This window comes from Sphingobacterium cavernae, from assembly GCF_008520265.1.
Taxonomy (GTDB): domain Bacteria; phylum Bacteroidota; class Bacteroidia; order Sphingobacteriales; family Sphingobacteriaceae; genus Sphingobacterium; species Sphingobacterium cavernae.
Genome location: NZ_VIQM01000046.1, coordinates 18,205 through 38,261, shown reverse-complemented (window position 1 = coordinate 38,261; position 20,057 = coordinate 18,205). Strand labels below are relative to the sequence as shown.

At 34.7% G+C, this 20,057-nt stretch carries 19 protein-coding genes; 8 read left to right on the top strand and 11 right to left on the bottom strand.

What is annotated here, in order from left to right; genetic code table 11:
- Window positions 1-181: 181 nt before the first annotated feature.
- A complete protein-coding gene (locus tag FLS47_RS09520; protein ID WP_149914146.1) occupies window positions 182-475 on the bottom strand; it encodes a hypothetical protein in 294 nt (97 codons plus the stop codon).
- Between the two features lie 144 nt (window positions 476-619).
- Complete coding sequence (smc, locus tag FLS47_RS09515; RefSeq protein ID WP_149914145.1) at window positions 620-4,159, bottom strand: chromosome segregation protein SMC; 3,540 nt, start codon at window positions 4,157-4,159, stop codon at window positions 620-622.
- A 197-nt stretch (window positions 4,160-4,356) separates the two neighbouring features.
- Here smc and FLS47_RS09510 point away from each other — a divergent pair, with 197 nt between their 5' ends.
- Complete coding sequence (locus tag FLS47_RS09510; protein ID WP_149914144.1) at window positions 4,357-5,187, top strand: hypothetical protein; 831 nt, start codon at window positions 4,357-4,359, stop codon at window positions 5,185-5,187.
- Window positions 5,188-5,226: 39 nt separating this feature from the next.
- On the top strand, window positions 5,227-5,862 hold the full coding sequence (locus FLS47_RS09505) for a peptidylprolyl isomerase (RefSeq protein WP_149914143.1): 636 nt from the start codon (window positions 5,227-5,229) through the stop codon (window positions 5,860-5,862).
- A 126-nt stretch (window positions 5,863-5,988) separates the two neighbouring features.
- Here the strand turns inward: FLS47_RS09505 and FLS47_RS09500 are convergent, their stop codons facing one another.
- Both FLS47_RS09500 and trpS read right to left on the bottom strand, forming a co-directional pair.
- Window positions 5,989-6,606: a deoxynucleoside kinase gene (locus FLS47_RS09500; protein ID WP_149914142.1), complete on the bottom strand. Its 618-nt coding sequence runs from the start codon at window positions 6,604-6,606 to the stop codon at window positions 5,989-5,991.
- Window positions 6,607-6,614: 8 nt separating this feature from the next.
- On the bottom strand, window positions 6,615-7,613 hold the full coding sequence (gene trpS, locus FLS47_RS09495; RefSeq protein WP_149914141.1) for a tryptophan--tRNA ligase: 999 nt from the start codon (window positions 7,611-7,613) through the stop codon (window positions 6,615-6,617).
- Between the two features lie 156 nt (window positions 7,614-7,769).
- Between trpS and FLS47_RS09490 the strand changes: the two genes are divergently transcribed.
- Complete coding sequence (locus FLS47_RS09490; RefSeq protein ID WP_149914140.1) at window positions 7,770-8,468, top strand: hypothetical protein; 699 nt, start codon at window positions 7,770-7,772, stop codon at window positions 8,466-8,468.
- Window positions 8,469-8,476: 8 nt separating this feature from the next.
- On the opposite strand, the gene FLS47_RS09485 is transcribed toward FLS47_RS09490, so the two are convergent.
- Window positions 8,477-9,325, bottom strand: coding sequence for an ATP cone domain-containing protein (locus FLS47_RS09485; RefSeq protein ID WP_149914139.1), 849 nt, complete (start codon window positions 9,323-9,325; stop codon window positions 8,477-8,479).
- Window positions 9,326-9,440: 115 nt separating this feature from the next.
- Here FLS47_RS09485 and FLS47_RS09480 point away from each other — a divergent pair, with 115 nt between their 5' ends.
- On the top strand, window positions 9,441-9,743 hold the full coding sequence (locus tag FLS47_RS09480; RefSeq protein ID WP_149914138.1) for a YgaP family membrane protein: 303 nt from the start codon (window positions 9,441-9,443) through the stop codon (window positions 9,741-9,743).
- A 69-nt stretch (window positions 9,744-9,812) separates the two neighbouring features.
- Window positions 9,813-10,517, top strand: coding sequence for a Sir2 family NAD-dependent protein deacetylase (locus FLS47_RS09475; RefSeq protein ID WP_149914137.1), 705 nt, complete (start codon window positions 9,813-9,815; stop codon window positions 10,515-10,517).
- A gap of 176 nt (window positions 10,518-10,693) precedes the next feature.
- Here FLS47_RS09475 and FLS47_RS09470 read toward each other — a convergent pair whose 3' ends face one another.
- The gene (locus FLS47_RS09470) at window positions 10,694-10,939 is read right to left on the bottom strand and encodes a hypothetical protein (protein WP_149914136.1); all 246 of its coding nucleotides are present in this window, start codon (window positions 10,937-10,939) and stop codon (window positions 10,694-10,696) included.
- A 143-nt stretch (window positions 10,940-11,082) separates the two neighbouring features.
- Complete coding sequence (gene gdhA / locus FLS47_RS09465) at window positions 11,083-12,414, bottom strand: NADP-specific glutamate dehydrogenase (protein ID WP_149914135.1); 1,332 nt, start codon at window positions 12,412-12,414, stop codon at window positions 11,083-11,085.
- 183 nt (window positions 12,415-12,597) lie between these two features.
- Here gdhA and FLS47_RS09460 point away from each other — a divergent pair, with 183 nt between their 5' ends.
- Entirely contained in the window at window positions 12,598-13,596 is a 999-nt protein-coding gene (locus FLS47_RS09460) for a D-cysteine desulfhydrase family protein (RefSeq protein ID WP_149914134.1), read from the top strand.
- A 3-nt stretch (window positions 13,597-13,599) separates the two neighbouring features.
- Here FLS47_RS09460 and FLS47_RS09455 read toward each other — a convergent pair whose 3' ends face one another.
- From FLS47_RS09455 to FLS47_RS09440, 4 genes are all read right to left on the bottom strand, one after another.
- Window positions 13,600-14,502 (bottom strand): cation diffusion facilitator family transporter, encoded by a 903-nt coding sequence (locus FLS47_RS09455; RefSeq protein WP_149914133.1) that lies wholly within the window; start codon window positions 14,500-14,502, stop codon window positions 13,600-13,602.
- Between the two features lie 223 nt (window positions 14,503-14,725).
- Window positions 14,726-16,141: a Gfo/Idh/MocA family oxidoreductase gene (locus FLS47_RS09450; protein ID WP_149914132.1), complete on the bottom strand. Its 1,416-nt coding sequence runs from the start codon at window positions 16,139-16,141 to the stop codon at window positions 14,726-14,728.
- A 21-nt stretch (window positions 16,142-16,162) separates the two neighbouring features.
- Window positions 16,163-17,506, bottom strand: a complete 1,344-nt coding sequence (locus FLS47_RS09445; protein ID WP_149914131.1) for a 3-keto-disaccharide hydrolase — start codon at window positions 17,504-17,506, stop codon at window positions 16,163-16,165.
- Window positions 17,507-17,605: 99 nt separating this feature from the next.
- On the bottom strand, window positions 17,606-18,889 hold the full coding sequence (locus FLS47_RS09440) for a Gfo/Idh/MocA family protein (RefSeq protein WP_149914130.1): 1,284 nt from the start codon (window positions 18,887-18,889) through the stop codon (window positions 17,606-17,608).
- 226 nt (window positions 18,890-19,115) lie between these two features.
- Here FLS47_RS09440 and FLS47_RS09435 point away from each other — a divergent pair, with 226 nt between their 5' ends.
- Together FLS47_RS09435 and FLS47_RS09430 are read left to right on the top strand one after the other, a co-directional pair.
- On the top strand, window positions 19,116-19,667 hold the full coding sequence (locus tag FLS47_RS09435) for a lipocalin family protein (protein WP_149914129.1): 552 nt from the start codon (window positions 19,116-19,118) through the stop codon (window positions 19,665-19,667).
- Between the two features lie 97 nt (window positions 19,668-19,764).
- Entirely contained in the window at window positions 19,765-20,001 is a 237-nt protein-coding gene (locus tag FLS47_RS09430) for a hypothetical protein (protein WP_149914128.1), read from the top strand.
- The last annotated feature ends 56 nt before the right edge of the window (window positions 20,002-20,057 follow it).

Here is a 20,057-nt window from a genome sequence, read left to right as displayed (position 1 = left end):
TGGGGATTATTGGCAATTGCACAGAATTTAAGAAAGAAAGCGGCCTAAAAAGACCGCTTTTTCATCGTTTTAAACAAAATATTGAAATATTATGAACTTGTAGCTCACACAGTGGATAAACACTGACTAATTACTGTCAAACTAAAAAAGGCCGCCTCAATTATTTTGAGACGGCCTCTTGTTATTTAAGATTGTTTATTTCTTGCTGTTCTTTTAGTTTCTCTACGTTGTTTTTTTCGCCGTATTCTTCCGTTTTACGTTCAAATTCTTCAAGTATTTCTTTGATAGCGTCGAAGTTCTGGGCAGTTCTGGAATAAATATCGGGAATCTTGCTTTCAATTAATTTATCGCCTAATTCTATATTATCCACTTCAATTTTACCAATTTTCTCTAAAACTGCTTGTTGGCTATTTCTAACATCTTCCAGCTCACGCGTAATTTTAGCCATCAATTCAAATTTTTTCAATTTATCCATAGTTATTATATGTTAGTGATATAGAAACAACAACACAAGACGGGATATGGTTTGTGCTTTAACATAATTTAACCCTTTTTCTAAAAATAAAGCCTCTGTTATTGACAACAGAGGCTTTGTGTAAATCATGTAATTTATTGATAACTAAGCGACTTCCCGTAGATCAACTGGTACCACACGTGAGATACCTTGCTCTACCATCGTCACTCCATAAATAATATCTGTACTCGCGATAGTACGCTTATTATGTGATACCACAATGAACTGAGATTGACCCGAAAACTGCTTAATGATATTATTAAACTTGTCAATATTTGTATCATCCAATGGTGCATCTACCTCATCAAACACACAGAATGGTGCTGGTTTAAGGAGATACAATGAAAATAATAGGGCAGTAGAGGTCAATGTCTTCTCTCCACCTGAAAGCTGATTGATAGACAAAGGACGTTTTCCTTTTGGTCTTGCGATAATGTCAATATCCGAATCCAAAGGATTTGACGGATCAGAAAGTATCAAATCACAGCTATCTTCTTCATTAAATAAGGAACGGAAAACTTTAATAAAGTTCTCCCGAACCGTATTGAAAGCATACATAAATTTCTCGTTTGCACTGCCATCAATTTCTTCAATCGTAGACATCAACGTTGCTTTGGCTTCCAATAAGTCATTTTTCTCCTTATTGATGAAATCATAACGCTGTGTAATTTCATCGTACGCTTCTTTCGCCATAGGATTGATTGTGCCGAATTCATCCAATTGCTTTTTCAGACGCGTACATTGAGACCCTAATTCTTCTTGCGTTTGTTCGATTTCGGGCAATTCACTTTCTAGCAACTCTTTGATATCAATATTAAATTCTACAGAAAGGCGTTCCTTCAATGAATTCAAATCAATTTGTAGAGTCGTTTTCTTATCTTTCACCTCCGTAATCAAGAAATCCAATTGGTCTTTTGATTTACGTAAAGTTGCTACTTCTTCTTCCAAATCATTCAGACGCTTACGGAAGGCATAGAATTCTTCTTCCATATCATGAAGTGCTTTTTCAAGTGCTTCACGCTGTTCATAAAGTTCTTTTAAGTCTTCATCGTTATTATCCGTGAAAGTTAGTGCATCCATCATATCCACCTTGATTTGTTCCATCTCGGCGTTATTTTTATTGATACGTAATTCTAAAGCTTCTTTTTGACTTTCTCGGTATTCCAAATCTTTCTGGATACCCGCGACTTTATTTTGTTGCTGATGAAGACGAATATTTTCCTGATTGTAAGCCGTAGATTTCTCTTGAACAATCTCGTTCAATTCTTGATAAGCAGCTTGCAAGTCTGTCAATTGTTTTTGACGTTCATCAACTTCCACCTTTAGAATTTTTAATTCTGGTTCAGCTTTGGTCAATTCAGCAGCAATCTCCGAAAGACGTTTTTCTATATCTTTCTTGCGATTTTGAGAATTAGAAATAAAAGCTTGGTATTGCTCTTGTTTCGTTTTCACAGAAGTCCATTCATTCTGAATACGCGCCAATTGAATGCGTATTTCATCAATGATTTCCTTTTGTGATTGCAATTTAAGCGAAGCTATTTTATCGACTAATTCGGCTTCTGTATGTTGTAAATCAGCAATAAGCGCATTAAGATCCTTAATTTCTTTGGCAAGATTTTCCAAATTCTTAGCGCGGCCAATACGTTTACCTTCGAATAAGCCTACAGAACCACCACTAAAACCTAATTTGTGTTTACTAAATTTTCCTTCATGATGCAGAATTATCAAATCTTCATGTGGCAACTCAACATCCAAAGCTTTAGCATCATCCGATTTTAACAAGTAAACATTGTTTAATAATTGCAAACAAAGTTTCTCGTATTTCTTATCCACTTTGATAACCTGCAAGGCAGGAATCATATTTTCTGGAACAATGAAATCACTGGATTTTTTATCTATAACAGATTCTAACACAAAGAAATTGGCGCGACCACGAGAAGCATCACTTAATAGTTGAATTGCTTGTATAGCATCTTGTTTTGAATCCACTACATAATGATTCATTACGGATTCTAAGTAGTTCTCAATTGCAACACGGTATTCTTCTTGACAGAATAAAATGTCAGAAAACAAAGGATATGATTTATGCCAACCCGCATTCTTACGCAAGAATTTGATAGATTCTGGAAATCCTTCTAAATTATCCACCAACGATTTCGTCAAATTGTACTCATTCTGTTTGGCATCTACCAAACGAGATTCTTTACTCAATAACGCACGAGTTTCCTGTAACTGAATTTCAGATTGTTCGATTTGACGATTTAAATCATTTTCAATGCGTACCGCTTCATCGTATTGTTCTTGCTGTGCATCTAATTTACCTTGAAGGTCTGCAACCGAAATATTGAATTGCGACAACTCTTCGGCTTTAGAAGAAGCGTCAGAAATATTGCGTAAAGACTCTTGTTCCAAAGATTCTTTTTGAATATTTAGTACAGCGATGTCTTTTTCTACTTTATAAATTTTATTTTGGATTTCGCTATTCTCTTGTACGAATCGATCCAATTTATTTTTTGCAGTTTGTTGTTGGCCTTTTAGTTCCTCAACTTCGGTTTTATATTTTTGAATATCATCTTGAGCAACATCTAATTTAGCTTGCTCTTCATAAATTTCTTCGTTAAGTCTTTTAAGCGTGTAATCTACATTTGTAAGCTGCTGCTTATCCAGATTAAATTCAGCTGTGATACGCGATTCACGCTCTTTCAGATGATACAAACGTTCGTTCTTAATCTTCTTTTCCGATTCATAAGCACGAATTTTATTATTGAACTCGTTTGTCGTTTTTTGTTGAGCTGAAAGACTTTTCTCTTTTGAAAGAATTTCTTCACGACCAGCACGTAATTCTTTTTCTTTGACATCAATTTGTTCTAATGTCGTTCCTAGAGATTGTTGCAAATCCTTTTCTTTCTCTCCCAGAGAACTTAAATCAGAACTGAAACTATCCAGACGGTAATAAGCCAATCCAATACTCGCTTGCTTGTATTCTTCTTTCAATTGGAAGTATTTGTCTGCTTTCTTCGCTTGATTTTCCAGAGACTTTAGATTCTTCGTAATCTCAAACAATAAATCATCGACACGCGAAAGATCAGCTTCTGTATCTTTTAATTTGCTAAGTGTTTGTTTCTTGCGGACTTTATATTTTGAAATACCTGATGCTTCCTCAAATAATGCGCGACGTGAATTATCTTTGTTTGCGATGATTTCATCTATCATTTTCAACTCAATAATAGAGTAGGTGTCTGCTCCAATCCCCGTATCTAAGAATAAATCTGTAATATCCTTCAGACGACATTTAACATCGTTTAGACGGTATTCAGATTCACCAGTACGGTACAATTTACGTGTAATCGTCACTGTGGTAAATTCCGTGGGAAGGATGTTCTTGTTGTTGTTGAATGTTAATGAAACTTCCGCAAGATTGGCTGGTTTACGCGTTTTCGTTCCGTTAAAAATAATGTTTTCCATCTTCTCCGAACGCAATGTCTTCGTACTTTGCTCACCCAATACCCAACGTATCGCATCTACCACATTGGATTTGCCACAGCCATTAGGTCCTACAATTGCAGTAACGCCTTCATTAAAATTTATTGTGATTTTATCACCAAAACTTTTAAATCCTTTGATTTCAAGTTTAGTTAGTTCCATTCACTTAGCTTTTGTTATAACGTACGAAAATAAGTATAAAAAAAGAGAATGTGCAGGTCGGGTTTTGCACATTTTTAGAGATTTCCACATTCTATTCAGCACTAGCTAATTATACTATCCCCACACATTTATTTTCAGCAAAATAAAGTATATTCGTTATTAAGATATTATTTATAAGCAAATAAAATAAGGTCAATATGGGATCTTGGGGAACTGCAATATCATCCAATGACGTTTATGCAGATATTTACATTGAGTTTTTCGAACTGTACAATAGCGGAGTTGATGTCGAAGAAATTTCAAAGAAGTTAATCGTTAACAATCAGGATATTTTAAATGATCCTGATGAGTGTAATAATCTTTGGTTTGCGTTAGCAAAAGCACAATGGGAATGCAAACAACTTGATAAGAATGTTTTTGAACAAGTAAAAGAGATTGTTGAAACAGGTGCAGATATTGATATATGGCGCAAACTTGACGCGAATGAAAAGGACATAAAAAAGCGTAAATTTATTCTTGACAAATTTCTTTTAGACTTACAAAAGGAAAGATTAAAGCCAAGGGCAAGAAAAAAGAAAAGAATTCGGAAACCAGTATTTGAAAAAGGAGATTGCCTTACTTTTAAATTGCAAAGCGGTAATTATGGTGGGGCCGTTGTTTTAGAAGCAATTCACGATAGTGAATATGGGTATAACCTTATTGCAACAACAAGGTTAAATCAACCAAACAAGCCAAAAAAAAAGGATTTTGAAAATGCTGAAATTCTTATTTTGAAATATCCAAATTTGGGTTATAAACCAATTGTAAATTGGTATCTTCCACTTAGGCACAAATATATAGCACATTTAATTGAAAAGGTTGATTCGATAAATGTTCAAATAAATTATGACGTTGATAACTATATTGCCGGTTATATTGCTGACTTTGATATTTTGATAATTGAAATTGCGGACAATCAATTTGAGTTGGAAAAATCTGAACCCCAACCTCCTCTGAAACAGACAGTACAAGAGTTAATTAAAAAATAGAATATCTTTGATAGTACTAATAAATATTGCTCCGTTTATATGAAAAATTTTTTTATACTTATAGTCTTTCTATTTAGCAATCTTATTTTGAATGCGCAATCCCATAAAATAGCTTTTAAAACTGATTACGGCACTATTAAAGTAGTTCTTTATGACTTTACGCCAAAGCATCGGGATTTGATGTTACAATCCATTCAAGATTCAACATACCAAAGTGCATTATTCAATAGAATTATCGAAAATTTCGTCGTACAAGGAGGCGAACATGATATCGATATTGCTAAACGAGAGACAGCTAACCCAACAGGCCAAAAACCGCGATTAGCGGGAGAGTTTGATTCACATGCATTTCATAAAATCGGTGCATTAGGGCAGGGAAGAGATGCCAATCCAGAAAAGGCCTCCTTTTTGAATCAAATTTATTTTGTTGTTGGTAAGAAAGTGACTGAGGAAGATTTAGTGAAGTTAGAAACACAAAAAGGTATTAAATTTACGGAAGAACAACGTGAAGAATACCTAAAAAATGGAGGTCTTCCGAGATTGGATGGCGACTATACTATCTTCGGAGAGATATTCGAAGGTTTGGAAGTTATTATGGAAATTAGCCGATTCAAAACGGATAAAAATGATTTTCCATTGTCGCCTGTAAGATTTTCGGTTAGTGTAATAGAATAATTTAGAATAGAGTAAGAAGAGTATTCGTCATTTCGGCGAAGAATAAGGAGAAATCTAAAATTATGATGAATAAATTATATTCATTTTATCAGATTTCTCCCCATGGTCGAAATGACGCAAATATTATTATTTAAACAATCCGTATAGTTCGGCGTCTATCTTTTCTTTGATATAACCTAAGTCTTCAGGATTGTTTGCAAAATCTAAATTGTCCTTATCCAAAATCAACAATTTACCATCAGTATAGTTATTGATCCATTTGTCGTATTTATCATTCAATTTAGATAAATAATCCAAACGAATAGCTGATTCGTAATCACGACCTCGCTTTTGAATATTATTAACCAATGTCGGAACAGAAGCTTTCAAATAAATCAATAAATCAGGAGGTTTGATGTAATGAATGATACTCTGGAATATATTGCTGTAATTGTCAAAATCGCGCGCACTCATCAAACCCATATCGTACAAATTCTCCGCAAAGATGTATGCGTCTTCGTAGATTGTACGATCTTGAATCATATTCGTACCTTTTGCCTGTTGCTCCACGATGTGTCTAAAGCGACTATTCAAAAAGAATATCTGCAGATTGAATGCCCAACGTTTCATATCACTGTAAAAATCCTCCAAATAGGGATTATTATCCACCGCTTCAAATTGTGGCTCAAAATTTAAATGTTGTGCCAACAATTTTGTTAACGTAGTTTTGCCAGCTCCTATATTCCCTACAATTGCAATATGCATATCTATTTCTAATATAGTTTTTTAAGTCCTATTATCTCTCTTACCTCTTTAATGGTTTTTTGTGCACTCGCTTGCGCTTTTTCAGCACCTAGTTTGATGACTTTTTTAATATATTCATCATCATTAGCAATCGCTTCTATGCGCGAACGAACTGGATCTGTTGCGATAACCATATCCTCCGCCAATTGCTTTTTGAAATCACCGTAACGAATCTCACACTTATTGTACAATTCATCAAAATGTGACACAGTATCAGGCGAAGAAACAACTTTCATCAAATCAAAAAGATTTTGAATGGGTTCAGGTTTCGCTTGATTTTGTTCTGTAGGACCTGTATCCGAAACCGCACGCATAATTTTTTTACGAATCACTTCTGGTTTGTCCGATAAATAAATGCAATCCGCCTCACCATTAGATTTTCCCATTTTACCTTGACCACTCAATCCTGGTACTTTCACTAATTTGTCCGAATAGCTGAACGCAAAAGCTTCTTTAAAGTAATCTGTTTGGTATAGGTGATTGAATCTATTACCAAAAGTACGTGTCATTTCTAAATGCTGCTCTTGATCTTTACCCACAGGAACTTTGGTACCATGGTGAAGTAATATATCGCTAGCCATCAACACAGGATATGTCAACAAACCCGCATTTACATTATCTGGATTAGAACGTACTTTGTCCTTAAAAGAAGTAGATCTTTCCAACTCGCCCATATATGCATTCATATTCATATAAAGGTAAAGCTCCGCTACCTCTGGAACATCAGATTGAATATATATCGTCGATTTTTCGGGATCGATACCAGCAGCCAAATATTCTACCACCACATTACGCACAGTAGCGTGCAAATCTTGTGGTGTAGGGTGTGTCGTCAATGAATGTAAGTCGGCTATAAAAAAGAAGCAATTGTATTCATTTTGCATCTTCACAAAATTACTCAATGCTCCGTAGTAGTTTCCTAAATGTAATTTTCCGGTACTTCTGATACCGCTAACAACAGTTTCCATATGTTGCGAAATTACACATTTATTCTTTAATATGGGAAACATAAAATAACAGCATTCCCAAGCTGTTTTAAATGGAAAATTAAATATTTTAGATATAGTTTAATATTTAAATCGTTAATTTCAAAACGTATTTTCATTAAGATTGTTTATCCTAATATGAGTAAGATATTTTTCCAATTCACAATAATCAGTTTGTTTTTTTTTCAGACCAAACTCAATGCACAAGAAGCCAAATTTGATTTTGATGACGAGCTATGTAGGTATACAGGGTATTACGATAGTACTAAATACAGTTCAGATCAGCTTAGAGACACCTATAAATTAGCACAAGGATATTTTAGTATCTATTCTGATGAAGAAAAGCAATTGGAAGATAATTATAAAAATATAAAGGAGGAAATTAGCAATATGAATATTGTTAAGAGTACATATTTTCAAACACTGAAGGATTCCCTCTTAAATTTTATAGAATTAACCTATCAGATTAAAAAAGTTGAATTCGAAGCTATAAACGGCAATAAAAAAAGCTTGTTGAAATATTTTCAAGATAATAAAACTGTCAAATTATACAGCCAAGCTTTGTATAAAGGAGGAGATGAGCTACTGAAAGCTTATGAATACTTGACTAAGGAGCAAATGAAAAACAACGGTTCACCGGAACGGATTTGGAATGAATACGTGAATAACAGCAAGTCAAAACAAGCACAAGAACTAGCTTTCAAACGTGTGTTAACTTACGGCTGGTGGAATGCTGTTAATCATCAATTACCTCATGTTAATTTTGATGGTTCTCAATTTGAAGAATTCCAAAAGTTGTTCAGTAAAGTGGAAACCATCGATTGTGATGAAATATAGCAAAACATTTATAAATCTAAATGTTCTAAAGGACTAGCTAACAACTCTTGCGCTTCGAGAAGTATTGTTTTCTTCTTATTGTTATCAGTTTGAATGACCTGAAGAAATTTTGGGTCGCGTACAATATCTTTCACCAAAATACATTGCGCTTTTAGTAATCGAGCTTTGTCTTCTGATGTTAGAGTGGTCAGACATGTAATAGGATATTCACCGTTACTATCCACGATCACCTTTATGCTTTTATCAGCAGGATAATCCCAAGCCAACAAATTCATGTGGTAATACTCTCCAAATGCTTTAGAATCTAATGTCAAATACGCGTTAGTCACTAACCAACCTTGTGTAACTGGTAAAGTTTTGTTAAAAAAAGAATAAGGTCTATTGCTAATATCTTTTACACGTGAAAGAAAATACATAGGTGTAGTGACAGAAATTTTCGCATCCACATCATTTCTAAATTTGCATTCGATAGCTAATAATTCGTTTCCTTTTAAAGCTATTACATCGATTTCATGCGTTACGGCATGCCCTTGAATTGTTTGACTTGTGATAGCTTTATAACCTTCCTCCTGAAACATACGTGCTACCCATTTCTCAAAATAAAAACCTTCTGGACCTAAATCACGTAATGCTTTTTTCAAGCTATATCGCGCTGCATATGTATTTCGACAGGATTTTAGTTGATCAAATGCGATTTCATACATTTCGCGCGTACTAATACCATCATACAACTTTGGCTGTATCGCATCAAACACTTGGTTAACCTCTTTTTCAGAAGCTCCGGAACGCGATAAGGAATGACGAAGGCTATTTGGATTAAAGTCAACTAATTCGCCAGAATGCTTTTTTACTTTCATAAAATCATTTTATGCAGTTAAAATACTATTATCGTTATAATTATCAAAAATTAATATGCTTTAGCAAACAAACTTACCTGTTAAATGTTTATCTATTGGACACAAAATCAAAGATATGAACACACTAATAAATTATGCTATAGATAAAATTAAAAGAAAAGTTGATGAAGATTGTATAGACGGGAATGTAGGCACTTCTGAGCGTATACTTTCAGTAATTGCGGGAGGATTAATTCTGAGCTTTGGCGTAAAACAAATATTAAAACATCCCATTACAGCTATCTCAGGCGTTGGCTTAGGCGGAGCATTGGTTTATCGTGGTATCACGGGAAAATGTACAATAAAAGCAGCAGTAGATCAAATAGCTAGCGAAAAAGACGAAGTTACCGTTATCGAGCATCGGTATTTTGTAAAATAGGTTAATAATCAATTTATATTGCATAATGGTCGAAAATTTCTAATTTTTGACCATTATTATTTTAATACTATGTCAAAAAAGAAAATAGTTGTTTTCACAGGTGCCGGAATTTCCGCAGAAAGCGGATTGCAAACATTCAGAGGTGCGGATGGGCTTTGGGAAGGTCATCGGGTAGAAGACGTGGCTACTCCTGAAGCTTGGCAGCGTGATCCGCAGACAGTACAACGCTTTTATAATATACGAAGGGCAGCGTGTCGCAAAGCATTGCCGAATCCTGGTCATTTGGCATTGGTCGAATTGGAAAAATATGCAGATGTACATATCATTACACAGAATATAGACGATCTACATGAACGAGCTGGTAGTACAAATATTTTGCATCTTCATGGAGAGATTACAAAGGCACAATCTTCACGTAACCCTCGTTTAGTATATCCAATTAAAGGCGATGAAATTTCGATGGATGACAAGTGTGAATTAGGTTCTGCATTGAGACCTCACGTAGTTTGGTTTGGTGAAGTTGTTCCAAATATGGCTGTAGCCAGTAGGATAGCCGGAGACGCAGATATCTTGCTAGTCGTTGGAACATCGCTGCAGGTATATCCAGCAGCAAATTTAATACATGATATTCCAAGTACTTGTAAGATTACATTAATTGACCCAAATGCCAACGCTATGACCTTAAATTCTAATTATGAACTTATAAATGGTACAGCTGCAATAGAATTGCCAAAATGGGTAAAAAGATTCGCAGAATTATATTTCGATTGTTAATATATTGTATTAGTACACAGGTTTTTACATATTCTATATGACTAATGAATTTAGAAAAATTATATTTATATAAAAGCCATAAACAAAGAAGACCAAATATAATTTGGTCTTCTTTGTTTTGTTTGAATAAAAACATAATAATCAAACAATTATATTTTATAATCTAAATGTTCTATTTAATTATATTTGTTGTATGTATCGATAAATGATGTACGCATCGTAATAAAACCTTGGAGAACTTTATTTACAAATTCTTCATCCAAAATTTCAAAAACTCCATTCACACCGTCAACGATATCAGCCTCGGCAATCTTATATGTCTGTTCCAAATTACCTTGTTCAAACTTAATAATGTACTTTTGGTTCATACCAAAAATTGTAATCTTACAATCGGGGTGAGGCAGTTCTGCTAATGTTCTCATGTTTTTTCTATCCTAAATATTACGTTACAAAGTAACTAAATTTAATGCGATTCAACTATTGAAATTCTATTCTTAAAAAATTAAAAAAGGGAACAATCTCCTGAATGTTCCCTGATATGGTTTATTTAATTATGCTCTAAATTTTATAATACACCTTGTGCTTTCATAGCTTCTGCCACTTTGATAAACCCGCCAAGATTTGCGCCTTTCAAGTAGTTTATGTAGCCATCCTTTTCTTTACCATAGCGAAGACAGGTTTTATAGATATTTGCCATAATGGCTTTTAATCTATCATCCACTTTTGAAGAAGACCATTGTTGACCGATAGAATTTTGTGACATTTCTAATCCAGATACAGCGACACCACCCGCATTAGCAGCCTTACCTGGAGCGTATGCAATTTTGGCATCATGAAATACTTTTATTGCTTCTGCAGTAGATGGCATATTCGCACCTTCAGCAACACATATACAACCGTTTTTAATCAACTCTAACGCATCAGCTTCATCTAACTCATTTTGTGTGGCACATGGTAAAGCAATATCACAAACAAATTGCCAAGGCTTTTCACCAGCATGGAATGTAGCTGATGGATAGCGCAACGGAAATTCTGCAAGATTACGACCTAATTTTGCGAGATGAACAAGCTTCTCGTGTGTGAAACCATCTTTGTCGTATATTGTTCCAGTACTATTTGACAAAGTAATCACCTTAGCACCGAATGACAACGCTTTTTCCGCAGCATAAAAAGCCACATTTCCAGCACCTGATATAGTCACAACTTTACCGTCTAAAATCTCGTTATCATTTTCGAAGATATTTTGGACAAAATACAGCAATCCATAACCTGTTGCTTCTGGACGAATATACGAGCCGCCCCATTGTACACCTTTACCTGTCAGGACACCTGTAAAATTGTTTTGAATTCTTTTGTATTGCCCAAACAAATAACCAATCTCACGACCACCAACACCAATATCACCAGCAGGTACATCAGTTTCAGAACCAATATGACGGTATAATTCAGTCATAAAAGCTTGGCAAAAGCGCATAATTTCATTGTCCGACTTACCTTTAGGGTCAAAATTAGAACCACCTTTACCGCCACCAATAGGTAGACTCGTTAAGGCATTTTTAAAAACCTGCTCAAATGCTAAAAACTTTAAAATACTTAGATTAACTGTAGGAGAGAAACGCAAACCGCCTTTATAAGGACCTATTGCACTATTCATTTGCACGCGATAACCTCGATTGACATGGACATTGTTTTGATCATCAAGCCATGCAACACGAAATGAAACCACACGCTCAGGTTCAACCAATCGTTCTAAAATTTTTAGATCAGCATATTCAGGATGATGTTCATTGATGTATGGGATCAAATCTTCTACGACTTCAGTTACTGCCTGCAAAAACTCAGGCTCATGCGGATTTTGTTTTTCTACGTAATCAATAAAGTTTTTAAGATTTAGCATTTTCTATTGATAGATTTGTATTATTTTGTTGTGAAATTTAACAAATATACAATATTAACGTTATCATTCAATATATTCTGATCGATTTTTGTTACAAAGTCACAAAATACTTGCAAAAGCAATCTTTTGAATAAAAATATGAGAATTATAAATAAATTAGCATTTCGTTCTAAATAGTTGATCATGATAAGAATTAGTTTAAAAAAATACCCTAAAGTAAAACTTATTGAAAATCCATCACCAATTCATCACTTGCAACGTGTAAGTAAGGCACTTGGAGTAGATATTTACATTAAGCGAGATGATCTTTTTTCTGTCGGTTTTGGCGGAAATAAACTTCGTAAGCTGGAATATTTACTTGGCGACGCCAAGAAAAAAGGAGCTACTCATATCTTTACTATTGGAGCGATACAGTCTAATCATGCACGCATGACGGCAATTGCCGCGAAGATGTTTGGATTTGAAATTGAGCTTTTTCTTAAAAAATCTGTTCCTGTAAATGAAAAATCATATTTCGAAAACGGCAATATAATTCTAAATAACATTGTAGATGCAACCATTCACGAAGTGCAAGATAATGCAAGTGCATATAAAGCTGTAGATGAGCGAAAATCAATACTTGAAAAGGAGGGAAAGAAACCCTACATCATACCAATCGGCGGATCGAATGGCGTTGGAACATTAGGTTATGTGGATTGTTATTTTGAAATATTAAAACAGCAAAGTCAACTCGGTTTGAAATTTGATTTAATAAGTACAGCCTCAGGCTCTGGAGGTACGCATGGTGGTTTGATCGTCGCAAATGTACTGTCTGATGTAAAAACAAATATAAAAGCCTATAACGTAGAACCAGATCAAGGTCAACTAGCTACACATACGCTTAAAATTGCGAATGAGGCTCTTGATTTGTGCGGATCGCGCGTTACTTTATTAAATTCTGATGTCAACTTATCAAATCAATATGCAGGAAAAGCATATGGTATACCGGAGGATTATCACATTGATACAATCAAATTTTTAGCAAAACACGAAGGAATTTTCTTAGATCCAGTGTATACTTCAAAGGCATTCACAGGATTAATAATGGACATACAAAACAATGTAATCAAAAAAGGAGAGAAGGTGCTTTACATTCATACAGGCGGCATACCTGGAATATTTGCATATCCACAATATTTTTAAATCCTATTTTATACGGGCTTCATACACCATAGCATTAAACGGCTCAATATGAACAAACACATTTGAGATTTCAGGCATTTCAGCCATTAAATAATCTTTAAGTTTGTGTGCAATTTCATGGCCTTCTTTTACTGTATATTCTGAAGGAACAATAGCGTGAATATCGACCAAAAAATACATACCATTTTTACGCACAAAACATTTTTCTGTATCGATTAATCCACTAACATTTAAAGACTTATTCTTTATTACTTCAACCATATCTTCGTATAGATTCTCATCCATAATCTCACCTAAAGCAGGTCTAAAAATCCGATAACAATTGTAAATGATAAACCCAGCAGCAAATAGTGCAGCCCAATCATCCGCAGCTTGATAACCATCACCAAGTAATAAAGCCATCGAAATACCAATAAATGCGGCTACCGATGTAATGGCGTCGCTGCGATGATGCCATGCATCAGCCTTTAGAGAGCTGCTATTTAACGATTTTGCTCGCCTCATGACAATTTGATAGCTGATTTCTTTCCACACAATGATTAATCCTAATACAATCAATGTCCAAGATTTTGGTGCATCATGTGGCGTTTGAATATTGATTAGACTTTTATAGGTAATAATCGTGGCTGAAATCACTAAAAATATGACAACAATGAAGGTAATTAGCGGCTCTATACGACCATGACCGTACGGGTGTGTTCGATCCGCTGGTCGCTCAGAATACTTAATTCCCAACAATACAAGAATAGAAGAAAAAATATCTGATGTAGATTCAATGGCGTCAGCAATCAACGCAAATGAATTGCCAAAAAATCCAGCCAACCATTTGATTAAAGCTAAACCAAAACTTCCAACGATACTAAAGTAAATTGTCTTTTTTGCTTTTTGTGATTGTGGCGTAGACATATTGCGTTTATTAGATTACAAAATAAACCATTATAATCTGAATTAAAGATTAAAGTTTTAAACATGCGATTTTTAATGATAAATCAATATGCAGGAGAGATTGCGAAACACTCTATTTAACATAATATAAATTATAAGACAATTATGTTGAAAATAAATACGGAACGTTTTTAATCAATTCCGTATTTGAAAAAACAATTCTTTAATATTGCTTTCTAAAAATTTACACTTTATAATATTGTTCCCAACCTTTAGCTGGAGGTGGTCCGACCAATAACGCATTTGCAAAAGCATTGTTAGTGATTTCTTTTGTCTTTTGATCAAATTGAATATTCGTGTTCAATCGTTGTACAATAACACCTAAACAAAATACTTGACTCAAAGGCCCAGCAATAGAAAACGGTGAACGCGTTTTCTCTAAACCTTTACAGGCTTGCAAAAAGTTTTTGAAATGATTAGATGGCGTAGCTGCAACTTCGGGTAATTTCGAAGCTAAAGCTTTGGCTTTCTCTTCAGGAATAATCTGCAACGTACTTCCATGAGATCCGCCTTTAAAAATCAAATCTTTGCTGTATATAATTTTACCTGGATTCAATTTTGCAGGTTCCAAATTTCCAGTACTTGGCGGCGGAATGTTGGGATCCAAACCAGATACGCCATATCCTTCTGGTATCGGTGGCAAATTATCGAGGCCGTCATACCAATTAATGTCAAGTGCAGGATGTCCTTTACGCTTAGGAAATTTGAATTTTAATGTAGTCGACATTGGGAAGAAGAAACCATTATGCCCATCTAATTTTACAACATTCACTTCTGTTGGTAAACCCAAATCTAAAAATTCATGTGCAGTATCAATAATGTGTGCTCCCCAGTCTCCTAGCGCGCCCATTCCAAAGTCATACCAACAGCGCCATTGCCCATTGACAAAATCCTTATTGTACATGTGCCCTTTAGTATGCATCTGCCAAAGTTCCCAATCCATAGTCTCAGGAATTGATTCAGCATTCGGAAAATTTTTAATATTAACATTCCATGAATGCCATCTTCGCGGCATATTCATATGCGCATCGATGCGTGTTATATCCTTGATAATTCCTGCCTCTTTCCATGCTTTGAATTGAAAGTAATTTGCTTCAGAATGCCCTTGATTACCCATCTGTGTAACGACTTTTGGGAATTTATTAGCCTTCTGGATCATTAATTCATTCTCATAAAAAGTATGCGCCATCGGCTTCTCCACGTAAACATGTTTGCCTAAATCCATCGCCATCATTGTCATTGGAAAGTGTGCGAAATCAGGTGTACCAATTGAAACGGCGTCGATCTCATTACTCATCGCATCGAACATCTTGCGGAAGTCCTGAAAACGCTTCGCATTCGGGAACATGTTTGCAATTTCTTGTGTATGTTTTGCGCCCATATCAACGTCGCACAACGCTACAATATTGCAGAGTCCTGTTTTATATAAGTCTTTTATAATTTCCGCTCCGCGGAAACCGATGCCAATACAAGCTAAATTTACACGTTCATTCGCTGCAGCTAAAGGAATTTTGCCAAGTAAACTGTTGGAAAGAATTATTCCACCACCAGCTAATGCTGCGCGTGAGATGAAATTTCTTCTTGAAATATAATGATTCATAATCAGCTTAAATTAAAAGGTTTAAAGTTCTTTAATTTTGATACTGCGGAAAGATACTTCGTCACCGTGATCTTGCAACAAAATATGACCCGTTTCAGCTTCACCAAATTTCTCCCAATCTTTATATTTACTTATGGCTACTAAATCCTTAAATTCTTTCGAACCACGCACAAAGCTTAACACTTTAAAACCATTCAGAAAATACGTTACTGTATTGTCTTTGGTCACCACTATTCGTCCCCTATTCCACTCTCCAATCGGTTTGCGTGGACGCGGATTTCTATCTGATGTAATCAAATCGTACAATGATGCCAATGTTCTATTACCATCACGTCCCATTTTAGCATCTGGATGTTTAGCATCATCCAATAGCTGATATTCTAGTCCTATGGCTGATCCTTGTGTTTTTTCTTTTAATGTTACGAAATATTTCACACCGCTATTTGCACCTTCAGACAATTTAAATTCAAATGAAAAATCAAATGCACTAAATTGATCTTTTGTGATAATATCACCACCATTTGTAGCCTCTCCGCCATCGGATTTAAGAACTTTGATGATACCGTCTTTAATTTCCCAACCTTTTGCAGGGAAATTCTGATGATATACACTTCTCCAGTTTGTTGAAGTTTTTCCATCAAATAATAATTTAACTCCGGAATTTTGTTCTGGTTGACTAAGCTTATTTTGCTGTAGATTTACTACATAATTGTCCTTAGGAAAAGCTTTAGGTTTCAAGTTATTTGTTTGAATTTTAATATTCTTGAAATAAACTTTTTTTCCGTCTAGATCTGGCGAAATACTATGAACTTGTAAGCCAATAAATCCACGAGCATCCAATGTATCAATCACATATGCTGCTGGAACATTGTTTATCCATGTTTTCAACTCATCGCCAATTGATTCAATTCGGATATGATTGTATTGCTCTGCTTTATATGCAGACTTTGCCTGCTCATTTAAATCTAATGGATACAACCAACCTCTGCGCGCTTCATCATATATACCCCCAGTCCAAGCACGTGGTGTAGGATCTACATCCACTTGTCTACCATATACGCGACCTTGCCCATTATTTGCAGTTGGATCATAATGACTTCTTACTTGTACGCCGGAATTAGTTTTATCGCCTTCCAATTTGATTTCAAGCTCTAAAATAAAGTCTCCATATTCTTTTTCTGTAATCAGAAAAGAATTCGGAGTGCCTTTAGTCATTGTACCTACAATAACTCCATTTTCAATAGTATATGGAGCCTTACCTCCTACCGGCTTCCAACCTTTAAGGCTTTTGCCATCAAATAAACTAGTCCAGTTTTCTTTGCTGTTCTTAGTTTGTGCTTTTATATCGTTTATATTAGAAGACATGAAAGCAGTTAACACAATAGATGCGCAAACTATTTTTATATTTTCTTTTAGTATGTTTAACATAACGCCTATAGATAGATTTATTTGTTTGTTTGAAAATTATACTGTTGGAATAGCATATCCGTTGTGATATTTCGCAGCCAAATATGTATTGGATTCCTCGTCAGTAAATTTTTTCTTTTCTTTATCCCAAAATATTTTTTTGCTTGTACGATACGCTATATTACCCATTTGAGATATTGTTGCAATATGACTACCAGCTTCAATTGGTGCATTGATTAAAGATTTATCTTTTTTACGGATAGCTTCAACCAAATTAACCATATGCAATTCTAAACCATTATCTACTGCTGGTTGAAGTGGTACAGCTTCCATCTTTTTCTTATCTGGAATTACTTCCCATCCGCCTCTATTCACAACCAATGTTCCATTATTGCCAATAAATGCTACGCCGTGATCCCTACTGTAAGGTCCTGATTCAATACCTAGCGCGTGCTCCCACTGTATATTGAAATCATCAAATTCATACAATGCTGTCAATGTATCTGGCGTTTCCGCAGCCGTATTTGGATCAGCATATACTCCTCCAGTTGCGACAATTGATTTAGGAACAGAAGCTTTCATTCCGATTAAAGCGAAGTCAATCAAATGCACGCCCCAATCAGTCATCAATCCACCAGCATAATCCCAAAACCAACGGAATTCAAAGTGAAAACGATTTTCATTGAAATTCCTTTTCTGAGCAGGACCAAGCCACAAGTCATAATTTACTCCTGCAGGAACTGGTGTATCTGGTTTTTTAATAATAGGGTCTTTCCAGCCTACATATGACCATGCTTTAACCAAACGTACTTTTCCTAATTTACCAGAATGAACGAATGCCATAGCATCTCTAAAATGTTGCTGACTGCGTTGCCATTGACCAACCTGAACAATGCAATTTGATTTAGCAGCTGCTGCTACCATTACTTCACATTCTTTGATTGAATTACCTATCGGTTTTTCAACGTAAACGTGTTTTCCCGCACGGATTGCATCTACATATTGAATACAATGCCAATGATCTGGTGTAGCGATTATTACTAGATCAACAACATTATCTTTTAAAAGTTTTTTGTGATCTTCATAAGTTTTTACTTGTATATTTCTTCCAGCTAGTTCTGATTTTCTTCTAGCTAAAACGTTTGCATCGACATCACAAAGCGCAGTACAAACAACGTTATCTACTTTAAGAAGAGCATTCAAATTAGCCCATCCCATGCCGTTAACGCCAATTAGACCTACTCTAATTTTAGACTGCAATAAATTGGATGCCATGCTGGGTACATAAAAGGTTGAGGTAGCTAGTAAAGCACTAGCTTTCAAAAAATTTTTACGGTTCATAATTAATGTTTATATAACGCAATATAACAAATTATTATCCCAAAGACTAGTTTAGATATTAAATAACCAATATGTTACAAATTATCCCTTAAAGATATTTATATCTCATAGGTTAATTTTATTGTTTATTTCGATTCAATTCTTGCAATAAGTAATTTTTAAAAACATATTGGGAATTATGAACATTATTTATACTTCATTGTTTAATGATATAAATTTATTGCATATGAACAACTATTGCAATTTCTCACTATTTACGTTTTTACTGCTATCACTTTCATTTGTAGGCTGCCAATCTATTCCGAAAGGTGCTAAAGTAGTCCAAAATTTTGACGCTAAACAATATATTGGAACTTGGTACGAAATTGCACGTATAGATTTTAAACAAGAAAGAAATCTCAATAACACCGTTGCACAATATTCTTTAAAAAATAATGGGGATATAAAAGTGGTGAACTCAGGCTATAATTATGTAAAACAAGAATGGAAAAATGCCGTGGGAAATGCCAAATTCAGAGGTAATGAAAATGAAGGGGCATTGAAAGTTTCGTTTTTTGGTCCCTTTTATTCGGGTTATAATGTTTTTGCGGTAGATAAGGATTATAGATATGCTTTGGTTGGAGGCAAAAATTTTGACTATTTATGGATTTTATCTAGAGAAAAATCTGTTCCAGAAAATATTAAAAAAGAATATTTGAAAATTGCCACAGAATTTGGTTACGATACAAATGATTTAATCTGGATAGAACATAATATGGACAACCCTTTTGTAAAATAAATATAAATTAGATGTTAATTAATATTAATATTCAATAACGCAAAAACATTTATTTTAATTATGATGTTATTACAGCATAACTAAAATAAATATAATTATGGCACTATCAACGGGAAATGAAGACCAAGTAACTAAAGCGGTCGAAAAAGAAACTTCAAAAATTCCATCTATCTTGTTTCTTGGCGCAGCATTAGGTGCCATGGCTGTATCTGCAGCATTAAAGTGTGCACGCGGCAAGGATGATAAAGACGCATTATTTGTCGGTCAGTGGGTAGCACCTTTTTTGTTGCTAGGCATTTATAATAAAATCGTCAAAACCGAAGGACACGATTAAATCCCTGTATCAATCATGAATTTAGCTGAACTAATATTTTTAGTTCAGCTTGATAT